The sequence below is a fragment of the Pseudomonas hefeiensis genome (genome assembly GCF_030687835.1).
GTDB lineage: Bacteria > Pseudomonadota > Gammaproteobacteria > Pseudomonadales > Pseudomonadaceae > Aquipseudomonas > Aquipseudomonas hefeiensis.
This window is the reverse complement of the sequence record NZ_CP117449.1, coordinates 4,193,490-4,213,227: the sequence shown is the minus strand read 5'-3', so window position 1 is coordinate 4,213,227 and position 19,738 is coordinate 4,193,490. Positions and strand designations below refer to the sequence as shown.

The following is a 19,738-nucleotide window of genomic DNA, read 5'->3' as shown; positions in this document are numbered from 1 at the left end:
CTTGTCATGGCTACTGCCGAAACTACCCAACCCTCTGAAACTGCCCAGGACAGCAGCAACCCGCGCAAGCGCAAGCTGATGCTGCTGGGGCTGGCGCTGATTGTCGTCCTGGGGGGGCTGGGCGTCTGGGCCTGGCACGAACTGTATGGTCGCTGGAGCGAGAGCACCGACGACGCCTATGTGAACGGCAACGTCGTGGAAATCACGCCGCAAGTCACCGGCACCGTGGTGAGCATCGGTGCCGACGACGGCGACCTGGTTCGTGAAGGCCAGGTGCTGGTGCAGTTCGACCCGAACGACGCCGAGGTCGGGCTGCAAAGTGCCCAGGCCAACCTGGCCCGTACCGTGCGTCAGGTGCGGGGCTTGTACAGCAACGTCGATGGCATGCGGGCCCAGGTCAAAGCCCAGGAGGCCGAGGTACAGAAGGCCCAGGAGAACTACAACCGACGCAAGAATCTGGCGGCCGGCGGGGCCATTTCCCGGGAGGAACTGTCCCACGCCCGTGACGACTTGACCTCGGCGCAAAATGCGTTGGCCAACGCCAGGCAGCAACTCAAGACCTCCAGTGCCTTGGTGGATGACACCGTAGTGGCTTCCCATCCAGACGTGCAATCGGCCGCCGCGCAATTGCGCCAAGCCTTTCTGACCAACGCCCGCAGCACCTTGATCGCGCCGGTTACCGGGTACGTCGCCAAGCGCACGGTGCAGTTGGGCCAGCGGGTGCAGCCGGGCACGGCGCTGATGGCGGTGATTCCGCTGGATCAGTTATGGATTGACGCCAACTTCAAGGAAACCCAACTGCGAGACATGCGCATCGGCCAACCGGTGGACATCGAAACCGACCTCTATGGCAGCGACGTGAAGTACAGCGGCACCGTCGACAGTCTCGGTGCTGGCACCGGCAGCGCGTTTGCCTTGTTGCCAGCGCAAAACGCCACCGGCAACTGGATCAAGATCGTGCAGCGGGTGCCAGTGCGTATTCATATCAATGCCCAGGAACTGGCCAAGCATCCGCTGCGGGTCGGCCTGTCGACCCAGGTCGACGTCAACCTGCGGGACCAGAGTGGTCCGGTGCTGGCCCAGCAACCACCGAAACAAGCCTCTTTCAGCACCCAGGTCTATGACCGGCAACTGGTCGACGCCGACGCGATGATCACCCGGTTGATCCACGAAAACAGTGCTGCTGCCAGCAAGACCGCGCAGCGCTGATCGCTATCTCCGCCAGGGTTTTGCACCAGCAGGTTGGTGCAAAACCCTGTGGGAGCGGGCTTGCTCGCGAATGCGCTGTATCAGCCACTACAGATGTTGAATGTGGAACCGTCTTCGCGAGCAAGCCCGCTCCCACAGGGGGAATGTCTTGGCCTAACGATTTCACCACCGTCGCTTCATAGGATCTCGCAATGAGCAATAACGCGTCCTTCACGCCGCCCAGCCTGTTGCTCAGCACCATCGGGCTGTCGTTGGCGACGTTCATGCAAGTGCTCGACACCACCATTGCCAACGTCGCCTTGCCGACCATTTCCGGCAACCTGGGTGTCAGTTCGGAGCAGGGCACCTGGGTGATCACCTCGTTCGCGGTGAGCAACGCCATCGCCTTGCCGCTGACCGGTTGGCTGAGTCGCCGCTTTGGTGAGGTGAAGCTGTTTTTGTGGGCAACCCTGCTGTTCGTGCTCGCCTCGTTTCTGTGCGGTATCTCCACGTCGATGCCGGAGCTGATCGGCTTTCGTGTCCTTCAGGGGCTGGTGGCCGGGCCTTTGTACCCGATGACCCAGACCTTGCTGATTGCCGTGTATCCGCCGGCCAGGCGCGGCATGGCCCTGGCGTTACTGGCGATGGTCACGGTGGTCGCGCCGATTGCCGGGCCGATCCTCGGCGGCTGGATCACCGACAGCTACAGCTGGCCATGGATTTTCTTCATCAACGTGCCCATCGGGATCTTCGCGGTGATGGTGGTGCGCCAGCAGCTGAAGGCGCGGCCGGTGGTCACCAGCCACCAGCCAATGGATTACGTGGGGTTGATCACGCTGATCATCGGAGTCGGTGCGCTCCAGGTGATTCTCGACAAGGGCAACGACCTGGACTGGTTCGAGTCGAACTTCATCATTATGGGTGCGGTCATCTCGGTCATTGCCCTGGCGGTGTTCGTGATCTGGGAAATGACCGACCGTCATCCGGTGGTCAATCTGCGGTTGTTCGCCTATCGCAACTTTCGCATCGGCACCATCGTGCTAGTGGGGGGCTACGCGGGGTTCTTCGGCATCAACCTGATCTTGCCGCAGTGGTTGCAGACCCAGATGGGCTACACCGCCACCTGGGCCGGGTTGGCGGTGGCGCCCATTGGCATCCTGCCGGTGCTGATGTCGCCCTTCGTCGGTAAATACGCCCACAAGTTCGACCTGCGTCTGCTGGCCGGGCTGGCGTTTCTGGCCATCGGCCTGAGCTGCTTCATGCGCGCCGGGTTCACCAACGAAGTGGATTTCCAGCACATTGCCCTGGTGCAATTGTTCATGGGTATCGGCGTGGCGCTGTTCTTCATGCCGACCTTGAGCATCCTGATGTCGGACCTGCCACCACACCAGATCGCCGACGGTGCCGGGCTTGCGACGTTCCTGCGCACCCTGGGCGGCAGCTTCGCCGCGTCCCTGACTACCTGGATCTGGATACGCCGGGCCGACCAGCACCATGCCTACCTGAGCGAAAGCATCAGCACCTATGAGCCGGCCACCCGCGAGGCGCTTAACCAGCTCGGTGGCGCGAGCACACCGGCTTATGCCCAGCTCGACCATATCCTCACCAGCCAGGCGTACATGCTCTCCACCGTGGATTACTTCACGCTGCTGGGGTGGGCGTTCATGGGGTTGATCGTGCTGGTGTGGCTGGCCAAGCCACCGTTTGCGGCGAAGGCGGGGCCTGCCGCCAGCGGCCATTGAATCCAATACACCCCTATGGGAGCGAGCCTATGGGAGCGAGCCTGTGGGACAGAGCCTGTGGGAGCAAAGCTTGCTCGCGATGCGGGCGACACGGTTCCACTACAAGACTGTGTCATCGTTCATCGCGAGCAAGCTTTGCTCCCACAAGCTCGCTCCCACAAGGGGTATCTGCGTTCTTCAGTTGCTTGGCAACGCCAACTGCGCATTGCCAAAACCAAACGGCGCCAGGGCAAACCCCTGTTCATCCACCTGCAACGCCCAGCCTTGCTTGTCCCAATCGCCCAGCACAATGCGCCGGGCGGCATGTTCGCCCAGTTGCAGCTTATGGATGGCCGGGCGATGGGTGTGGCCGTGGATCAAGGTCTTCACGCCATACTCGTGCATGATCCGCGGAATTTCCTCCGGCGTGACGTCGACGATGTCGTTGGCTTTCATCCGCGTCTGCGTGCGGCTTTCGTTGCGCAGTTTGCGCGCCAGTTTCCGGCGGCTGGCCAATGGCAGGTTGCGCAGGATGAACAGCGTGACCGGGTTGCGCAGCCAGCGCCGCAATTTCATATAACCTTCGTCGCGGGTGCAGAGGCTGTCGCCGTGCATCAGCAGCACCGGTTCGCCGTTGAACTGCACGACACTGGGGTCCTTGAGCAGGGTGCAGCCGGCCGCTTTGCAGAAGGCCTGCCCCAGCATGAAGTCGCGATTGCCGTGCATCAGGAAAATGGCCGTGCCACTGTCGCTCAATTCGCGCAGGGCCTGGCAGATGGAACGCTGGAACGGCGTCATGGCATCGTCGCCGATCCAGGCTTCAAAAAAGTCGCCCAGAATGTACAACGCTTGCGCCGAGCGGGCGCGTGTGGCGATCAAATCCAGAAACGCCCGGGTAATGTCCGGGCGCTCCTCTTCCAGATGCAAATCTGAAATCAGCAGTATCACTCAATGATCTCGGCTTTCTCGATGATCACGTCTTCTGCTGGCACGTCCTGGTGGCCGGCCTTGGACGTGGTGGACACGCCTTTGATCTTGTCGACCACGTCGGTGCCTTCAACCACTTTGCCGAACACCGCATAACCCCAACCCTGGGTGGTCTTGCCACTGTGGTTCAGGAAGCTGTTGTCGGCCACGTTGATGAAGAACTGCGCGGAAGCCGAATGCGGCTCCATGGTACGGGCCATGGCGACGCTGTACTTCTCGTTCGCCAGACCGTTGTCGGCTTCGTTCTGGATGCTCGGGCGCTTGTCTTTCTTTTCTTTCATGCCGGGCTCGAAACCGCCGCCCTGGATCATGAAATTACCGATGACACGGTGGAAAACGGTGTTTTCGTAGTGGCCGGCCTTGACGTATTCAACGAAGTTGGCAACGGTGATCGGTGCCTTCTCGGCGTTCAGTTGCAGGACGATGTCGCCGTGGTTGGTGGTCAGTTTGACTTGAGTCATGATCGCTACTCTTTCAAGGAATTCGTGGGTTTCGGGGCTTTGTGGCCCGCAACCGGTCTGGCTGTAATCGGCCAGGCTGGGCAGTTTAGCGCGCCGAGCGGGTTTTTCGAGGCGGTTTTTCATCTGCCGGTCGATTAAATTCAATCGTTTGCCGGCCTGGCCTGTCAGGTGCTTGACAGCATCGGCTATGATACGGGCTTTGATTTATCAGGCCGCACCCGGCCGCGCACTTGTACGTTCAAGGATCCTATGAGCAAGCCCACTGTCGACCCTACCTCGAATTCCAAGACCGGCCCGGCCGTGCCGGTCAATTTCCTGCGCCCGATCATCCAGGCGGACCTGGATTCGGGTAAGCACACGCAGATCGTCACCCGCTTTCCGCCGGAGCCCAACGGCTACCTGCACATCGGTCACGCCAAGTCGATTTGCGTGAACTTCGGTCTGGCCCAGGAGTTTGGCGGCGTCACGCACTTGCGTTTTGACGACACCAACCCGGCCAAGGAAGACCAGGAGTACATCGACGCGATCGAAAGCGACGTTAAATGGCTGGGTTTTGAATGGGCCGGTGAGGTGCGCTATGCCTCGCAATATTTCGACCAGTTGCACGACTGGGCGGTGGAGCTGATCAAGGCCGGCAAGGCCTACGTGTGCGACCTGACCCCCGAGCAGGCCAAGGAGTACCGTGGCAGCCTGACCGAGCCGGGCAAGGACAGCCCGTTCCGTGATCGCAGTGTGGAGGAGAACCTGGACCTGTTCGCCCGCATGCGCGCCGGCGAATTCGCGGACGGCGCACGGGTGCTGCGCGCGAAGATCGACATGGCCTCGCCGAACATGAACCTGCGCGACCCGATCATGTACCGCATCCGTCATGCCCATCACCACCAGACCGGCGACAAATGGTGCATCTACCCCAACTATGACTTCACCCACGGTCAGTCGGACGCCATCGAAGGCATCACTCACTCGATCTGCACCCTGGAGTTCGAAAGCCACCGTCCTTTATACGAGTGGTTCCTGGAGCACCTGCCGGTGCCGGCTCAGCCGCGCCAGTACGAATTCAGCCGCCTGAACCTGAACTACACCATCACCAGCAAGCGCAAGCTCAAGCAACTGGTGGACGAAAAGCACGTCAACGGCTGGGATGACCCGCGCATGTCGACGCTGTCGGGTTTCCGTCGTCGTGGCTACACGCCAAAATCGATCCGCAACTTCTGCGAGATGGTCGGCACCAACCGTTCCGACGGCGTGGTGGACTTCGGCATGCTCGAATTCAGCATCCGCGACGACCTCGACCACAGCGCCCCACGCGCCATGTGCGTATTGCGTCCGTTGAAAGTGGTGATCACCAATTACCCGCAAGACAAAGTCGAGAACCTCGAGTTGCCTTGCCACCCGAAAGAAGACATGGGCGTGCGCGTTCTGCCGTTCGCTCGGGAAATCTATATCGACCGTGAAGACTTCATGGAAGAGCCGCCAAAAGGCTACAAACGCCTGGAGCCGGCCGGTGAAGTGCGCCTGCGCGGCAGCTACGTGATCCGCGCCGACGAAGCGATCAAGGACGCCGATGGCAACATCGTCGAACTGCATTGCTCGTACGATCCTGAGACCCTGGGCAAGAACCCGGAAGGTCGCAAGGTCAAGGGCGTGGTCCACTGGGTGCCGGCCGCTGCCAGCGTCGAGTGCGAAGTGCGCTTGTACGATCGCCTGTTCCGTTCGCCGAACCCTGAAAAGGCCGAGGACAGCGCCAGCTTCCTGGACAACATCAACCCTGACTCCCTGCAAGTACTCACTGGTTGTCGTGCCGAGCCTTCGCTGGGCAACGCACAGCCGGAAGACCGTTTCCAGTTCGAGCGTGAAGGTTACTTCTGCGCGGATATCAAGGACTCGAAACCCGGTCGTCCGGTATTCAACCGTACCGTGACCTTGCGCGATTCCTGGGGTCAGTGATCAAGTCTTAAGGGAAACCCTGTGCTTACGATCTACAACACGCTCACCAAGAGCAAAGAAGTTTTCAAGCCGCTGGACGGTAACAAGGTTCGCATGTACGTCTGCGGCATGACCGTGTACGACTACTGCCACATCGGCCATGGTCGCAGCATGGTCGCTTTCGACCTGGTGACCCGCTGGTTGCGTTTCAGCGGTTATGACCTGACCTACGTGCGCAACATCACCGACATCGAAGACAAGATCATCAACCGTGCCCGGGAAAACGGTGAGCCTTACGATGCGCTGACCGAACGCATGATCAAGGCCATGCACGAGGACGAGGCGCGCCTCAATATCCTCAAGCCGGACCTGGAGCCGCGTGCCACGGACCACATCCCAGGCATGCTGGCGATGATCCAGACCTTGATCGACAAGGGCTATGCCTACGCACCGGGCAACGGTGACGTGTACTACCGCGTCGCCAAGTTCATGGGCTACGGCAAACTGTCGCGCAAGAAAATCGAAGACTTGCGGATCGGCGCGCGCATCGAAGTCGACGAGTCGAAACAGGACCCGCTGGACTTCGTGCTGTGGAAAGCCGCCAAACCGGGCGAACCGAGCTGGGAGTCGCCGTGGGGCGCCGGACGTCCGGGCTGGCACATCGAATGCTCGGTGATGTCCACCTGCTGCCTGGGCGAGACCTTCGACATTCATGGCGGCGGCAGCGACCTGGAATTCCCGCACCACGAAAACGAAATCGCCCAAAGCGAAGCGGCCACCGGCAAGACCTACGCCAATGCGTGGATGCATTGCGGCATGATCCGCATCAACGGCGAGAAGATGTCCAAGTCCTTGAACAACTTCTTCACCATCCGCGACGTGCTCGACAAGTACCACCCGGAAGTCGTGCGTTACCTGCTGGTGTCCAGTCACTATCGCAGCGCCATCAACTATTCGGAAGACAATCTCAAGGACGCCAAGGGCGCCCTGGAGCGGTTCTACCACGCGTTGAAGGGCTTGCCGAAGGTGCCGGCCGCCGGTGGCGAAGCCTTTGTCGCGCGTTTCACCGACGTGATGAACGACGACTTCGGCACGCCGGAAGCCTGCGCGGTGCTGTTCGAGATGGTGCGCGAGATCAATCGTCTGCGTGAGAGCGATCTCAACGCGGCGGCGGGCTTGGCGGCGCGTCTGAAAGAGTTGGCTGACGTGCTGGGTGTGTTGCAGCTTGAGGCGGATGATTTCCTTCAGGCCGGTGCCGAAGGTCGCGTGGACGCCGCCGAGGTCGAGGCGTTGATCCAGGCACGCCTGACTGCGCGCGCCAACAAGGACTGGGCCGAATCCGACCGCATCCGCGACCAGCTCACTGCCATGGGCGTGGTGCTGGAAGACGGCAAGGGCGGGACGACCTGGCGTTTGGCTGACTGAGTCCTTACGCAATACCCACTGTGGGAGCGAGCCTGCTCGCGATGACGGAGTGTCAGACAACATTGTTGTCGACTGATACACCGCTATCGCGAGCAGGCTCGCTCCCACAGTTTTTTGCATGCCAATCCTGGCAATCACCCTGTTATGAGCTAGTACTGTCAGGTCAATTCGACATCCTCTGACAGGAGTCCTCCATGTTGGCTCATTGGTCTCTCGCGGCAATTCATCTTCTGGCGTTCGCCTTGGGGTTCTGGGCGGTACTTGCCCGTGGCACAGCGCTTCGACGCCTGGCGGGCGGTATGGACGCGGTTCGAAATGTCTTGATGGCGGACAACCTGTGGGGGCTATCGGCGGTGGTCCTGCTGGTGACCGGTGGGATGCGAGCTTTCGGCGGCTTCGAAAAAGGCACGGACTATTACCTGCACCAGCCGCTGTTTCACCTGAAGATGACCTTGTTCGTGCTGATTCTGTTGCTTGAAGTCGCGCCGATGATCGCCTTGATAAAGTGGCGGATGGCACTGGGTAAAGGGCGTGCGATCGATCCTTCAAAAGCCGGCCGGTTTGCGCGGATCAGCCACATTGAAGCCTTGTTGCTGGTACTGATGGTGGTCGCTGCCACAGGAATGGCTCGCGGCGTGAGGCTGGGTTGACCCTTCATGAATACCTGCTTCGTCGCCATTAAAACGAAACGTCTGACAGCCATGCTATGAGCAATGTCATTAGTATCGGTTTGACGGGGTGGACGAAAAAATCATGGGCGGGATGGAGCAGGGGGGAGAGGACGGTCGGCATGAATCTTTAGCCAGCCTTGCGACGATGCATACGGGCTGGCTACGGACTGCTACAGGGCTCAGGGCGTTTGCGGCTTGTCGGGGGCGGTAAGGCCCGCCTGAATACGCTGATAGATTTCTTCGCGGTGCACCGCAACGTTCTTTGGCGCGTTGATGCCGATACGGACTTGTTGGCCGCTAACGCCCAGAATGGTGATCGTGATGTCGTCACCAATGTTTATGCTTTCACCGACTTTGCGGGTGAGTATCAGCATGGTGTTCTCCTTGATTGCTTTATAGGGCACCTGATTCAGGCAGTGCAGATGTCGGTACTGCTTATAGATTAGTGCCAAGTGTCACAATGTGGGTGCCTCTTTCTGACGCGCAGACGCAGCATTAATTCCCAGGGTGCGACTATACAGAGACGCCGTGCAGGTTTCTCGTGTTTTGAGCACTGTTTGCGGCGTTTTGGCAGGCTTGAGTGCTAAAATCCCCGCTCCATGTCTTCCGGGGTAAACGTTGTGCGCAAATTGGCTTGGGTAATCGCGGTATTGGCGCTGGCAGGATGCGGTGAAGGGCGTGATGTCGAAACGCCGAAGCCGGCGGCGACCTCCGCGCCAGCCGTCGCTGCGCCGCAGTGGGGGGTCGAGGTCCGTGGCGAGATCCCGCAGGCTGTCAGTGACCTGACCGCCTGGCTCATCGAGCACAGTTTTGTATCAAGCGTGGTGAAAGAGAATGGCAAGGACCGGGTTCTGGTCGGGCCTTTCAATTCAAAGGCTGAAGCCGAGGCGAAACAGGAGCAATTGAACGCCGCCCTGGTTCGAGCGAAAAAGCGCAACATCGAGTCGCTGGTGGTGGATTACCCGCCCGCTCAATAAGCCACGCAGAATAGAAAAGTCCGTTAAGCCACAAAACCTGTGGGAGCGAGCCTGCTCGCGATAGCAGTGGATCAGCCAACGTTGATGTTGACGGACAGGCTATCGCGAGCAAGCTCGCTCCCACAGTTGATTTGCGTTGTTCACAAATGCGAGGTGCAGGCCTTCAAATTCACCGAGCCTACGAACTCGTTTCCACGTCCCATCACGCACGCCACGCTCTGGTTGCGCTGGCGCTCCCAGCTCTGTACCGGGTAGGTCTTGTCCCAGGCTTCATACAGGCGCCGGTCCTGTTTCGAGAGGCGCAGGCCGTATTGCTTGCTCATGTAGAAATACGTCCGGGCGATCATTCCACGGATGGAAGGGCGGGGCATGACTTTCTTGGCCTTGAAATCCACCTGGGTCAGGCACGAGCCGTACTGGCCCTTCTGCGTTGGTAGCCAGCCAAAGCTGAAGTTGCTGCGGTCGCCGTTCACTTCCCCGATGCTGGGCACCAGATTATGAAGGTCGGCCTCGGCCCGTTGATAGACCGGGTCGTGGCGGGTGCAATTCTTCCGCCCGCCTTGTTGCCAGCATTGACGCTGATGACCGATCTGCCACGCCGGGACGATATGTTCCCACTCGATACGCGCGGCGCGATTGGCGTTTTTGCGCGGCACATAACCGCAGGCTGCCAGGTTCACGCGATTGCCGGAGTATTTGCAGCCACAGTAGAACTCGGTGGATTGGGGGGCATAGAGTTTCCAGGCGACTTTCTTGGCCTCGCTGAATGTACGGGGCGCATCGGCTTGCGCGCCCATGGCGACCATCACAAGCAATAAAGCAAAACAACGAACACTCATCTGACTCAATCTTCCTTCGGCACAACCCAGAACACCTGCACACCGCCATCGTCGCGATAGGCGAGGGTCACATTGTCGTTCTCGTCGATTTCTTCCAGCAGGCGCTCCCACTCATCCACCGGCTCCTCGGGAAGCCGGAAGATCAGGGCCGCCTTGGCTTTTTGTGCGGTGGGGGCGTTGATGATTTTCGAGACCCGCAGGCCAAGACGGGTATAGGAATCTAAGGGGGTAGTTGCAGCGGACGGCGTTGCCACAGGATTATCCTTATTGAGCTGTACGTGCGTACAGTATTTAACCGTAGGCATTTACGCAACTGCTTAAAATTCAAGAAAATCCTCTGACAACGCTTTTTCCGTTTTGGTGTAGGAAAAATTAAGCTAAAGAAGCCGCTCAAGCAGTCGATGGCCTTTGTAGGAATCTCATTCATGGAGTTTTGTTATGTCGTTTTCCGTCGGCTTTCCAAATGCCGCTGCCGTCACCATCGGCGGCAAATCCGCGGCCACGCTCAATGCCTTGAGCCAAGCGAGCGCCGAGGCAGCCGATGAGACCCTCGGCCAGACGCAGGCGCCAGGCCAGGTCCGTACGAGCATGAGCCCTGCGTCCGAAGGCAAGGCGGAAAAGAGCGGGAGCACCCAAAGCATTGCCGTGCAGGTGTTGCTCAAGCGCATGCAAGAGCTTCAACAGCAGCTCAGAGAACAGCAACAACAGTTGGCTGCTGCGCAGAAGCAGGCCTATCCGACACCCGAAGCCAAAACCTCGACGGTCATGGCGATACAAGGTCAGATTGCCGACACCAGCGGAGCGTTGCTGGAGGTCACCGGCCATCTGATCACAGAGCTGGCCAAGGGCTCCGGCTCGGGTGCCCTGGTCAACACGACGGTCTGAGCCCGCAGCCTTGCGGTGAAATCCGCACGTTGACAAATCCTGGAAGCTTTACCATAGTTCTCTTCACGCAAACGTTTGCGCAGCCTTCGTTGATGCTTGGCGACGGCCTGTGGAACGACTTCCCGTGCAACGATTTTGCTCAAAATAATCATAAAATCGGAGTGAACCCATGAAGTTGCCATTCGCTGGACGCCTTCTCGCCGTCGCCATGCTCGCGGCCGCATCCGCTGCGCTGCCTTTCTCTTCGGCATTTGCCCAGACCCCGGAAAAACCCAAGGTTGCCCTGGTCATGAAATCCCTGGCCAACGAGTTTTTCCTGACCATGGAAGACGGCGCCAAGGCCTACCAGAAGGAACACTCCGCCGATTTCGATCTGATCTCCAACGGGATCAAGGATGAAACCGACACCGCCAACCAGATCCGCATTGTCGAGCAGATGATCGTATCCAAGGTCAATGCCCTCATCATCGCGCCGGCCGATTCCAAGGCCATGGTGCCGGTGATCAAGAAAGCCGTCGACGCCGGCATCACCGTGATCAACATCGACAACCAGCTCGATCCGGCCGTGGTCAAAAGCAAAAACATCACTGTGCCGTTCGTAGGCCCGGACAACCGCAAGGGCGCGCGCCTGGTAGGTGAGTACCTGGCCAAGCAGCTCAAGGCCGGTGATGAAGTCGGTATCATCGAAGGCGTGTCCACCACCACCAATGCCCAGGCGCGCACGGCCGGCTTCAAGGATGCAATGGAAGCGGCGCAGATCAAGGTCGTCTCCCTGCAATCGGGCGACTGGGAAATCAACAAGGGCAATCAGGTTGCCGCCTCGATGCTTAGCGAATACCCGAACATCAAGGCGCTGTTGGCCGGTAACGACAGCATGGCGGTCGGCGCGGTATCGGCCATTCGGGCTGCCGGCAAGGCGGGCAAGGTGCAAGTGGTCGGTTACGACAACATCAACGCCATCAAGCCCATGCTCAAGGATGGTCGCGTCCTGGCGACTGCCGACCAGTTCGCCGCCAAGCAGGCTGTTTTCGGTATCGAGACGGCCCTGAAGATCCTCAAGGGCGAAGCCGTCGACAGCGGCACCAACGGCGTTATCGAAACTCCGGTCGAGCTGGTGACCCAGTAGTTATTCTGGCGACACAACGACGCTCGCCATTACTGGCGAGCGTATTGGAGAGTTTTTTATGTCCGTTCGCGACCCGAACGCTGTCCTTTCGGTCAGCGGCATCGGCAAGACCTATGCCCAGCCGGTACTGACCAACATCGACCTGACGTTGATGCGTGGTGAAGTGCTGGCGCTGACCGGCGAAAATGGCGCCGGTAAGAGCACCCTGTCCAAGATCATCGGCGGGCTGGTGACGCCGACCACCGGGCAGATGCAATTCCAGGGACAGGATTATCGCCCCGGCAGTCGCACCCAGGCTGAAGAGCTGGGCGTGCGCATGGTGATGCAGGAGCTCAACCTGCTGCCGACGCTTTCCGTGGCCGAAAACCTGTTTCTCGACAACTTGCCCAGCCATGGTGGCTGGATCAGCCGTAAGCAGTTGCGCACAGCGGCGGTCGAGGCCATGGCCCAGGTGGGGCTCGATGCGATCGACCCTGACACGCTGGTCGGTGAGTTGGGTATCGGTCACCAGCAGATGGTCGAGATCGCCCGCAACCTGATCGGTGATTGCCATGTGCTGATTCTCGACGAGCCGACCGCGATGCTGACCGCGCGTGAGGTCGAGATGCTCTTTGAGCAGATCACTCGTTTGCAGGCGCGGGGCGTGTCGATCATCTATATCTCCCATCGTCTTGAAGAACTGGCTCGGGTCGCCCAGCGCATTGCGGTGCTGCGTGACGGTAACCTGGTCTGCGTCGAGCCGATGGCCAACTACAACAGCGAGCAACTGGTGACGCTGATGGTCGGGCGGGAACTGGGCGAGCATATCGACCTGGGCCCGCGCCAGATCGGCGCGCCGGCATTGACCGTCAGCGGCTTGAGCCGTTCGGACAAGGTCCGCGATGTGTCCTTCGAGGTGCGCAGCGGCGAGATATTTGGTATTTCCGGGCTGATCGGGGCAGGGCGCACCGAACTGCTTCGGCTGATCTTCGGCGCCGATGCAGCCGACAGCGGCACGGTGGCGCTGGGTTCGCCGGCCCGTGTCGTCAGTATTCGCTCGCCGTCCGATGCGGTGGCCCACGGCATCGCGCTGATCACCGAGGACCGCAAGGGCGAAGGCCTGCTGCTGACTCAATCCATCGCCGCCAACATTGCCCTGGGCAATATGCCGGAAATCTCCAGTGCCGGCTTCGTCAATGGTGGCGATGAGTTCTCGTTGGCGCAGCGACAGATCGACGCCATGCGAATCCGCAGCTCCAGCCCGACGCAGTTGGTGTCCGAACTGTCGGGCGGCAATCAACAGAAGGTCGTGATCGGTCGCTGGCTGGAACGCGATTGCTCGGTATTGCTGTTCGATGAGCCGACCCGAGGCATCGACGTCGGCGCCAAATTCGACATCTATGCGCTGCTCGGTGAGCTGACGCGCCAGGGCAAGGCGCTGGTCGTGGTGTCCAGCGACCTGCGGGAATTGATGCTGATCTGTGACCGGATCGGTGTGCTGTCCGCCGGACGCCTGATTGACACCTTCGAGCGTGACAGCTGGACCCAGGATGACTTGCTTGCCGCCGCATTCGCCGGCTACCAGAAACGTGATGCGTTGCTCAACGAAGCAGCGCCTAGGGACTTCTCATGAAAACCGTATCTGCCGTCGGCAAGCCGAGTGGCAACTTCTATGGCCTGGGTACCTACCTGGGACTGGCTGGGGCCTTGTTGGCGATGATCGCGTTGTTCTCGGTCCTGAGCAGCCATTTCCTTTCGTATGACACTTTCAGCACCCTGGCCAACCAGATTCCAGACCTCATGGTGCTGGCGGTCGGCATGACCTTCATCCTGATCATCGGCGGTATCGATTTGTCGGTCGGGTCGGTGCTGGCCCTGGCCGCCTCGACGGTGAGCGTGGCGGTGCTGGGTTGGGGCTGGAGTGTCTGGCCAGCAGCATTGTTGGGCATGGCCGTGGCGGCGCTGGCTGGCACCGTCACCGGTTCGATTACCGTGGCGTGGCGGATCCCGTCGTTCATTGTTTCCCTCGGCGTGCTGGAAATGGCCCGAGGCCTGGCGTACCAGATGACCGGCTCGCGGACGGCCTACATCGGGGATTCCTTCGCCTGGTTGTCCAACCCGATCGCCTTCGGCATTTCCCCGTCATTCATCATTGCCTTGTTGGTGATTTTCATTGCCCAGGCTGTGCTGACCCGCACCGTGTTTGGCCGTTACCTGATCGGCATCGGCACCAATGAGGAAGCCGTGCGTCTGGCCGGCATCAATCCAAAGCCCTACAAGATCCTGGTGTTCAGCCTGATGGGCTTGCTGGCCGGTCTGGCCGCGCTGTTCCAGATTTCGCGCCTGGAGGCGGCAGACCCGAACGCTGGTTCAGGGCTCGAGCTGCAGGTCATCGCTGCTGTGGTCATCGGCGGCACCAGCCTGATGGGCGGGCGCGGTTCGGTCATCAGCACCTTCTTTGGCGTGCTGATCATCTCCGTGCTGGCAGCGGGCCTGGCGCAGATTGGCGCCTCCGAACCGACCAAGCGCATCATTACCGGCGCGGTGATCGTCGTTGCGGTGGTGCTCGACACCTACCGCAGCCAGCGCGCCAGCCGGCGGGCCTGAACCATGGCGACGATCAAGGATGTGGCGGCGCTCGCGGGAATTTCCTACACGACCGTCTCCCACGTAGTGAACAAAACGCGGCCGGTCAGCGAAGAAGTGCGGCTCAAGGTCGAGGCTGCCATCGAGCGCCTCGACTACGTGCCCAGCGCGGTGGCCCGGTCGCTCAAGGCCAAGACCACTGCGACCATTGGCTTGCTGGTGCCCAACAGCCTCAATCCCTACTTTGCCGAACTGGCCCGGGGGATTGAAGATTATTGTGAGCGCAACGGCTATTGCGTGATCCTGTGCAATTCCGACGACAACCCGGACAAGCAGCGCAGTTATCTACGGGTGCTGCTGGAAAAGCGCATCGACGGTTTGATCGTCGCTTCCGCCGGCGGTGACGTCGGTCTCGCCCAAGGGCTGACCAACGTGCGTACGCCCATGGTCATCGTCGACCGTGGGCTTGACGGCGTCGACGCGGACCTGGTGCGCATCGACCATGAGCTCGGCGCGTACCTGGCCACCCGGCACCTGCTGGAGCTGGGTCACCGTGATATCGCTTTTATCGGCGGCCCGGCGGACACCAGCGTGGCGCAAATGCGTCTGGCCGGTTACTGCCGCGCCCTGAAAGAGGCCGGGATCGAACTGCCCGTCGAGCGCATGCTCGAAAGCGATTTCACCAGTACCGGTGGTTACCAGGCGGCGGCCAGGCTGCTCGAGCATCAGCCACCCAGTGCGATTTTTGCAGCCAACGACATGATCGGAATCGGTGTGCTGCGCGCTGCCGCCGAGCGCAACGTGCGCGTGCCCGGTGAACTGTCGGTCATTGGTTTCGATGACATTCAGATGAGCCGTTATGTCTATCCGGCGCTGACCACGGTAGGTCAGTCGATCCTGCAGCTCGGTGAGATGGCCGCTGAAGTGCTGTTGCGGCGGATCGCAACGCCGGGGCTTGCCACCGATCAGCGCATCGTGACGCCCAGTATTGTCTTGCGAGAGTCGACTGCACCGCTGTCAGGTACATTCGCCCAATACCGCTGAACCGAATTGATGAGTGAAGATGTATGCCAGCAAAAGTAGTGGTAATAGGCAGCCTGAACATGGACCTGGTGACCCGTGCACCCCGTCTGCCCAAGGGGGGTGAAACGCTGATCGGTGAGTCGTTCTGCACCATCCCGGGAGGGAAGGGGGCCAATCAGGCCGTCGCCGCGGCGCGCCTGGGGGCGAATGTGTCCATGGTCGGTTGCGTGGGCAGTGATGCCTACGGCCAGCAATTACGCGGGGCGCTGCTGGCCGAGGGCATCGACTGCCAGTCGGTCAGTGTCGTGGCCGGCTCCAGCGGCGTAGCGCTGATCGTTGTCGACGACAACAGCCAGAATGCGATCGTTATCGTTGCCGGTGCCAACGGCGTGCTCACCCCTGATGTCCTGGACCGGTTCGATGAGGTGCTGCGCAGCGCCGACGTCATTATCTGCCAGTTGGAGGTGCCGGACGCGACCGTCGGGCATGCACTCAAGCGGGGCCGGGAACTGGGCAAGACCGTCATCCTGAACCCGGCGCCGGCCTCTCGTGCATTGCCGGCCGACTGGTACGCCTCTATCGACTATCTGATTCCCAATGAGAGCGAAGCCGCCGTGCTGAGCGGGCTGGCGGTGGACTCCCTGGAAACCGCCGAAGCCGCCGCGACGCAATTGCTCGCCGCCGGTGCCGGCAAGGTGATCGTGACCCTGGGTGCCCAGGGCCTGATGTTCGCCAACGGCGCGAGCTTCGAGCACTTCCCGGCGCCGCTGGTCAAGGCGGTGGACACCACGGCGGCCGGAGACACCTTTGTCGGCGGCTTCGCGGCAGCGTTGGCTGACGGCAAAAGTGAGGTCGAGGCGATTCGTTTTGGTCAGATCGCCGCCGCGTTGTCGGTCACCCGCGCGGGGGCACAGCCCTCCATTCCCACCTTGCTGGAAGTACAGGCTTTTAAATCATGAAAAAGACGCCGTTGTTGAATGTTGCGCTGTCGCGACTGATCGCTTCCCTTGGCCATGGCGACAAGGTGGTCATTGGGGATGCGGGGTTACCGGTGCCACCCCAGGTCGAGTTGATCGACCTGGCCTTGACCCACGGCATTCCGGATTTTGTCAGCACCCTGAAAGTGGTGCTCAGCGAAATGCAGGTGGAGAGCCACGTGCTCGCTGAAGAAATTTTCGATAAACAACCGGCAGCCCTGGCGACACTGGAGGCACTTCATGCTGATGGCGCGCTGGGCGCGCGAGAGCTGGTCAGCCATGAACAGTTCAAGGCGGTCAGCCGGCAAGCTCGGGCGATTATTCGCACGGGAGAATGCTCCCCGTACTGCAACATCGTATTGATTGCCGGAGTAACGTTCTAACCCTGTCAACCCTGCACAAGGAATGCGCCATGCACCACTATGCTCAGAAAATGCGTCAACTGTTGCGGAGTCTGCTGCTTTTGTCATTGATCACCGCTACGAGCGCCCAGGCGGCGGAAAAAATCGACCTGATCATCGACACCGACCCGGGGGCCGATGATGTGGTTGCGCTGTTATTTGCCCTGGCTTCTCCCGAGGAGCTGAATATCCGTGCGCTGACCACCGTCGCCGGTAACGTTACGCTGGACAAGACATCGCGCAACGCTCGCCTGGCCAGGGAATGGGCGGGGCGCGAAGAGGTGCCGGTGTATGCCGGTGCGCCGAAGCCGATGATGCGCACGCCCATCTACGCGGAAAACATCCATGGCAAGGAAGGCCTGTCGGGTGTCGAGGTGTATGAGCCGAAGAAGGGCCTGGCCAAGGGCAATGCCGTCAATTACCTGATCGACACCCTCAAGACTGCCAAGCCCCATAGCATCACCATTGCCATGCTTGGCCCGCAGACCAATCTGGCCCTGGCATTGATACAGGAACCCGACATTGTCCAGGGCATCAAGGAAGTGGTGATCATGGGCGGCGCACACTTCAATGGCGGCAATATCACGCCGGTGGCCGAGTTCAACCTGTTCGCTGATCCACAGGCTGCAGAAGTGGTGCTCAAGAGCGGTGTGAAGCTCACTTATCTGCCACTGGACGTGACCCACAAGATCCTCACCAGCGAAGCACGTCTGAAGCAGATCGCTGCCGTGAACAACAAGGCCAGCAAGATCGTCGGCGACATTCTCAACGAATACGTCAAAGGTGATATGGAGCACTACGGCATGACGGGGGGGCCGGTGCATGATGCTACGGTGGTCGCTTACCTGCTCAAGCCGCAGTTGTTTACCGGGCGGTCGGTCAATGTCGTGGTGGACAGTCGTGAAGGCCCGACTTTCGGACAGACCATCGTTGACTGGTACGACGGCCTGAAGGCGCCAAAAAATGCCTACTGGGTGCAGGATGGCAATGCTCAGGGTTTCTTTGACCTGCTGACCGAGCGTCTGGCGCGCCTGAAGTAATCGGTCTTGCCGAACACCCGCAGGCCATGGCCTGCGCGTGTGTTTCAATCCACCGCTTCAATGCTGCTCGGGTATCGTTCGAACGCTTGCTGGATAAAGTTCAGAGCGGCCTTCGTTCCCAATTCCTTCACCAACAGTTCTATACCGATGATTGCCAGTTCTTCGGGGCTGCCAGGGCTGTAGGAGCTGTGACCCTCCGACCATTTGGCATTGATGGTGGCTTCGATGCTGACGGTGCTCATGGTCGGGCTCGCGAGTTGGGAGGTCTGTAGGTTGAGTTAACCATTTTTGTCTGGGGTTTTGCACTGCGACTTAGGCATCAGGGAAGGGCTGTGCGACACTTGTTTTTTGACTTTCTGAAGAGGCCCCCGCCGTGCAGATCGATTTGAACGCTCCTGACGGGTTGACCCTTGACGCGGTTCGTCAGTTGCTGGCGTCGGCCAGTGATGACGAGCACACCCAACTGCGCGTGACCAAGGGCGGTATCGCCTATTTGTCTTCGGGCGTGGTGGGCGGTGTGGAGATCGACGGGCTATCGTTTCGGCTGGAAACGTGGGCGAAAGGTTCAGGCTACGTCGGAAGGGTCGCCGCCAGCGACGAGGTCTGGGTCATGCAGATCTACAATGCGCTGAAAGACAACTGGCCGAATCCACCCTTTGACTACATTGACGTTTACTGAGCACCATTCATATTCAGTCACGATTCATACCTGAACCGGCAAGTCGGCTCAGGCAAACTGCCTGTTTTCCAGATGAGGGCACCATGATAGCCCTGGTGTTGAAACCAAGCGTCGTTTGGGCTGTCGCACGCTCTCTGTTTATTTATCAAGAAAAGGAGGCTTCATGCCTTGGAAGCTCGCGTCATTGAGTACTTTGCTGGCCGTCGCACTCTTGAGCGGTTGCAGCAGCACCTCTGAATCGACCCCTGACCCAGTGGCAACTGAAACGGGTTACAGCCGCTGCGAAGCAAAAGGTGCCGAGTTTGCCATCGGCAAGAAGGCCTCGCCGCAACTGCTGGAACAAGCCCGCACCCGTGCCGGTGCGCAGAATGCGCGAATCCTCAAGCCCAATGACATGGTGACGCTTGAGTACCGCTCAGATCGCCTGAATCTCAACACCGATGCCAACCTGGTCATCAACCGGGTGAACTGCGGCTGATTGATTTTTCAATCGCCCATAAAAAACCCCGTCACATGGACGGGGTTTTTTGTGCTCGTCGAGAAATTACTCTGGGCGAACCTGTGCAGCTTGCATACCCTTTTGGCCTTTCTCAGCCACGAAGGAAACGGTCTGGCCTTCTTTCAGGCTTTTGAAACCGTCGCTTTCGATAGCTTTGAAGTGTACGAACAGGTCGTCACCGCCACCTGTAGGAGTGATGAAGCCGAAGCCTTTTTCATCGTTGAACCATTTAACGGTGCCGGTTTGGCGATTAGACATGGTGTATCTCCAAGAAACATATATTTTCAGTGTACTGTGCTGCTCAGGCCAACTGGGCACACCGGGGTATCATAGTCGAAATGTTCGATT

23 protein-coding genes are annotated in these 19,738 nt (G+C 59.8%); 16 read left to right on the top strand and 7 right to left on the bottom strand.

Annotation, left to right across the window (positions count from 1 at the left end):
* The first annotated feature begins 6 nt into the window (after nucleotides 1-6).
* On the top strand, nucleotides 7-1,209 hold the full coding sequence (locus tag PSH57_RS18920; RefSeq protein WP_305384801.1) for a TolC family protein: 1,203 nt from the start codon (nucleotides 7-9) through the stop codon (nucleotides 1,207-1,209).
* 191 nt (nucleotides 1,210-1,400) lie between these two features.
* Nucleotides 1,401-2,930, top strand: coding sequence for a DHA2 family efflux MFS transporter permease subunit (locus tag PSH57_RS18915; RefSeq protein WP_305384800.1), 1,530 nt, complete (start codon nucleotides 1,401-1,403; stop codon nucleotides 2,928-2,930).
* A gap of 177 nt (nucleotides 2,931-3,107) precedes the next feature.
* Here the strand turns inward: PSH57_RS18915 and PSH57_RS18910 are convergent, their stop codons facing one another.
* Nucleotides 3,108-3,857, bottom strand: coding sequence for a UDP-2,3-diacylglucosamine diphosphatase (locus PSH57_RS18910; RefSeq protein WP_305384798.1), 750 nt, complete (start codon nucleotides 3,855-3,857; stop codon nucleotides 3,108-3,110).
* Nucleotides 3,854-4,357 (bottom strand): peptidylprolyl isomerase, encoded by a 504-nt coding sequence (locus PSH57_RS18905; RefSeq protein ID WP_256232709.1) that lies wholly within the window; start codon nucleotides 4,355-4,357, stop codon nucleotides 3,854-3,856. The genes PSH57_RS18910 and PSH57_RS18905 overlap by 4 nt, the downstream gene beginning before the upstream one ends.
* 249 nt (nucleotides 4,358-4,606) lie before the next feature.
* Here PSH57_RS18905 and PSH57_RS18900 point away from each other — a divergent pair, with 249 nt between their 5' ends.
* The 3 genes from PSH57_RS18900 to PSH57_RS18890 all read left to right on the top strand — a co-directional run bounded on the left by PSH57_RS18900 (nucleotide 4,607) and on the right by PSH57_RS18890 (nucleotide 8,358).
* Nucleotides 4,607-6,304, top strand: a complete 1,698-nt coding sequence (locus PSH57_RS18900) for a glutamine--tRNA ligase/YqeY domain fusion protein (protein ID WP_305415995.1) — start codon at nucleotides 4,607-4,609, stop codon at nucleotides 6,302-6,304.
* Between the two features lie 21 nt (nucleotides 6,305-6,325).
* On the top strand, nucleotides 6,326-7,708 hold the full coding sequence (gene cysS, locus PSH57_RS18895; protein ID WP_305415993.1) for a cysteine--tRNA ligase: 1,383 nt from the start codon (nucleotides 6,326-6,328) through the stop codon (nucleotides 7,706-7,708).
* A 194-nt stretch (nucleotides 7,709-7,902) separates the two neighbouring features.
* Nucleotides 7,903-8,358 carry a DUF2214 family protein gene (locus PSH57_RS18890; RefSeq protein WP_305384797.1) on the top strand — a complete coding sequence of 152 codons (456 nt, stop codon included), beginning with the start codon at nucleotides 7,903-7,905 and terminating at the stop codon, nucleotides 8,356-8,358.
* Between the two features lie 200 nt (nucleotides 8,359-8,558).
* On the opposite strand, the gene csrA is transcribed toward PSH57_RS18890, so the two are convergent.
* Entirely contained in the window at nucleotides 8,559-8,753 is a 195-nt protein-coding gene (csrA, locus tag PSH57_RS18885) for a carbon storage regulator CsrA (RefSeq protein ID WP_003179932.1), read from the bottom strand.
* Nucleotides 8,754-8,999: 246 nt separating this feature from the next.
* Here csrA and PSH57_RS18880 point away from each other — a divergent pair, with 246 nt between their 5' ends.
* A complete protein-coding gene (locus PSH57_RS18880) occupies nucleotides 9,000-9,356 on the top strand; it encodes an SPOR domain-containing protein (protein ID WP_305384796.1) in 357 nt (118 codons plus the stop codon).
* A gap of 140 nt (nucleotides 9,357-9,496) precedes the next feature.
* Here PSH57_RS18880 and PSH57_RS18875 read toward each other — a convergent pair whose 3' ends face one another.
* Entirely contained in the window at nucleotides 9,497-10,195 is a 699-nt protein-coding gene (locus PSH57_RS18875; protein ID WP_305384795.1) for an endonuclease, read from the bottom strand.
* Nucleotides 10,196-10,200: 5 nt separating this feature from the next.
* On the bottom strand, nucleotides 10,201-10,500 hold the full coding sequence (locus tag PSH57_RS18870; RefSeq protein ID WP_305384794.1) for a DUF1654 domain-containing protein: 300 nt from the start codon (nucleotides 10,498-10,500) through the stop codon (nucleotides 10,201-10,203).
* 133 nt (nucleotides 10,501-10,633) lie between these two features.
* Between PSH57_RS18870 and PSH57_RS18865 the strand changes: the two genes are divergently transcribed.
* The 8 genes from PSH57_RS18865 to PSH57_RS18830 all read left to right on the top strand — a co-directional run bounded on the left by PSH57_RS18865 (nucleotide 10,634) and on the right by PSH57_RS18830 (nucleotide 18,212).
* A complete protein-coding gene (locus PSH57_RS18865; RefSeq protein WP_305384793.1) occupies nucleotides 10,634-11,080 on the top strand; it encodes a hypothetical protein in 447 nt (148 codons plus the stop codon).
* A 169-nt stretch (nucleotides 11,081-11,249) separates the two neighbouring features.
* Nucleotides 11,250-12,206, top strand: coding sequence for a sugar ABC transporter substrate-binding protein (locus PSH57_RS18860; protein WP_305384792.1), 957 nt, complete (start codon nucleotides 11,250-11,252; stop codon nucleotides 12,204-12,206).
* A 58-nt stretch (nucleotides 12,207-12,264) separates the two neighbouring features.
* Nucleotides 12,265-13,818 carry a sugar ABC transporter ATP-binding protein gene (locus tag PSH57_RS18855; protein ID WP_305384791.1) on the top strand — a complete coding sequence of 518 codons (1,554 nt, stop codon included), beginning with the start codon at nucleotides 12,265-12,267 and terminating at the stop codon, nucleotides 13,816-13,818.
* Nucleotides 13,815-14,792 carry an ABC transporter permease gene (locus PSH57_RS18850; RefSeq protein WP_092455090.1) on the top strand — a complete coding sequence of 326 codons (978 nt, stop codon included), beginning with the start codon at nucleotides 13,815-13,817 and terminating at the stop codon, nucleotides 14,790-14,792. The genes PSH57_RS18855 and PSH57_RS18850 overlap by 4 nt, the downstream gene beginning before the upstream one ends.
* A 3-nt stretch (nucleotides 14,793-14,795) precedes the next feature.
* The gene (locus PSH57_RS18845; RefSeq protein WP_305384787.1) at nucleotides 14,796-15,815 is read left to right on the top strand and encodes a LacI family DNA-binding transcriptional regulator; all 1,020 of its coding nucleotides are present in this window, start codon (nucleotides 14,796-14,798) and stop codon (nucleotides 15,813-15,815) included.
* A gap of 23 nt (nucleotides 15,816-15,838) precedes the next feature.
* Complete coding sequence (gene rbsK / locus PSH57_RS18840) at nucleotides 15,839-16,753, top strand: ribokinase (protein WP_305384786.1); 915 nt, start codon at nucleotides 15,839-15,841, stop codon at nucleotides 16,751-16,753.
* Complete coding sequence (gene rbsD, locus PSH57_RS18835) at nucleotides 16,750-17,154, top strand: D-ribose pyranase (protein WP_305384785.1); 405 nt, start codon at nucleotides 16,750-16,752, stop codon at nucleotides 17,152-17,154. The genes rbsK and rbsD overlap by 4 nt, the downstream gene beginning before the upstream one ends.
* Before the next feature lie 29 nt (nucleotides 17,155-17,183).
* Nucleotides 17,184-18,212 carry a nucleoside hydrolase gene (locus PSH57_RS18830; RefSeq protein ID WP_305384783.1) on the top strand — a complete coding sequence of 343 codons (1,029 nt, stop codon included), beginning with the start codon at nucleotides 17,184-17,186 and terminating at the stop codon, nucleotides 18,210-18,212.
* 44 nt (nucleotides 18,213-18,256) lie between these two features.
* Here the strand turns inward: PSH57_RS18830 and PSH57_RS18825 are convergent, their stop codons facing one another.
* Nucleotides 18,257-18,454 carry a hypothetical protein gene (locus tag PSH57_RS18825; protein ID WP_047229327.1) on the bottom strand — a complete coding sequence of 66 codons (198 nt, stop codon included), beginning with the start codon at nucleotides 18,452-18,454 and terminating at the stop codon, nucleotides 18,257-18,259.
* A 131-nt stretch (nucleotides 18,455-18,585) separates the two neighbouring features.
* On the opposite strand from PSH57_RS18825, the gene PSH57_RS18820 reads away from it, so the two are divergent.
* Entirely contained in the window at nucleotides 18,586-18,891 is a 306-nt protein-coding gene (locus tag PSH57_RS18820; RefSeq protein WP_256228790.1) for a hypothetical protein, read from the top strand.
* Nucleotides 18,892-19,054: 163 nt separating this feature from the next.
* The gene (locus PSH57_RS18815; protein WP_256228792.1) at nucleotides 19,055-19,369 is read left to right on the top strand and encodes an I78 family peptidase inhibitor; all 315 of its coding nucleotides are present in this window, start codon (nucleotides 19,055-19,057) and stop codon (nucleotides 19,367-19,369) included.
* 66 nt (nucleotides 19,370-19,435) lie between these two features.
* Here PSH57_RS18815 and PSH57_RS18810 read toward each other — a convergent pair whose 3' ends face one another.
* Complete coding sequence (locus PSH57_RS18810; RefSeq protein ID WP_047229330.1) at nucleotides 19,436-19,648, bottom strand: cold-shock protein; 213 nt, start codon at nucleotides 19,646-19,648, stop codon at nucleotides 19,436-19,438.
* Between the last annotated feature and the right edge of the window lie 90 nt (nucleotides 19,649-19,738).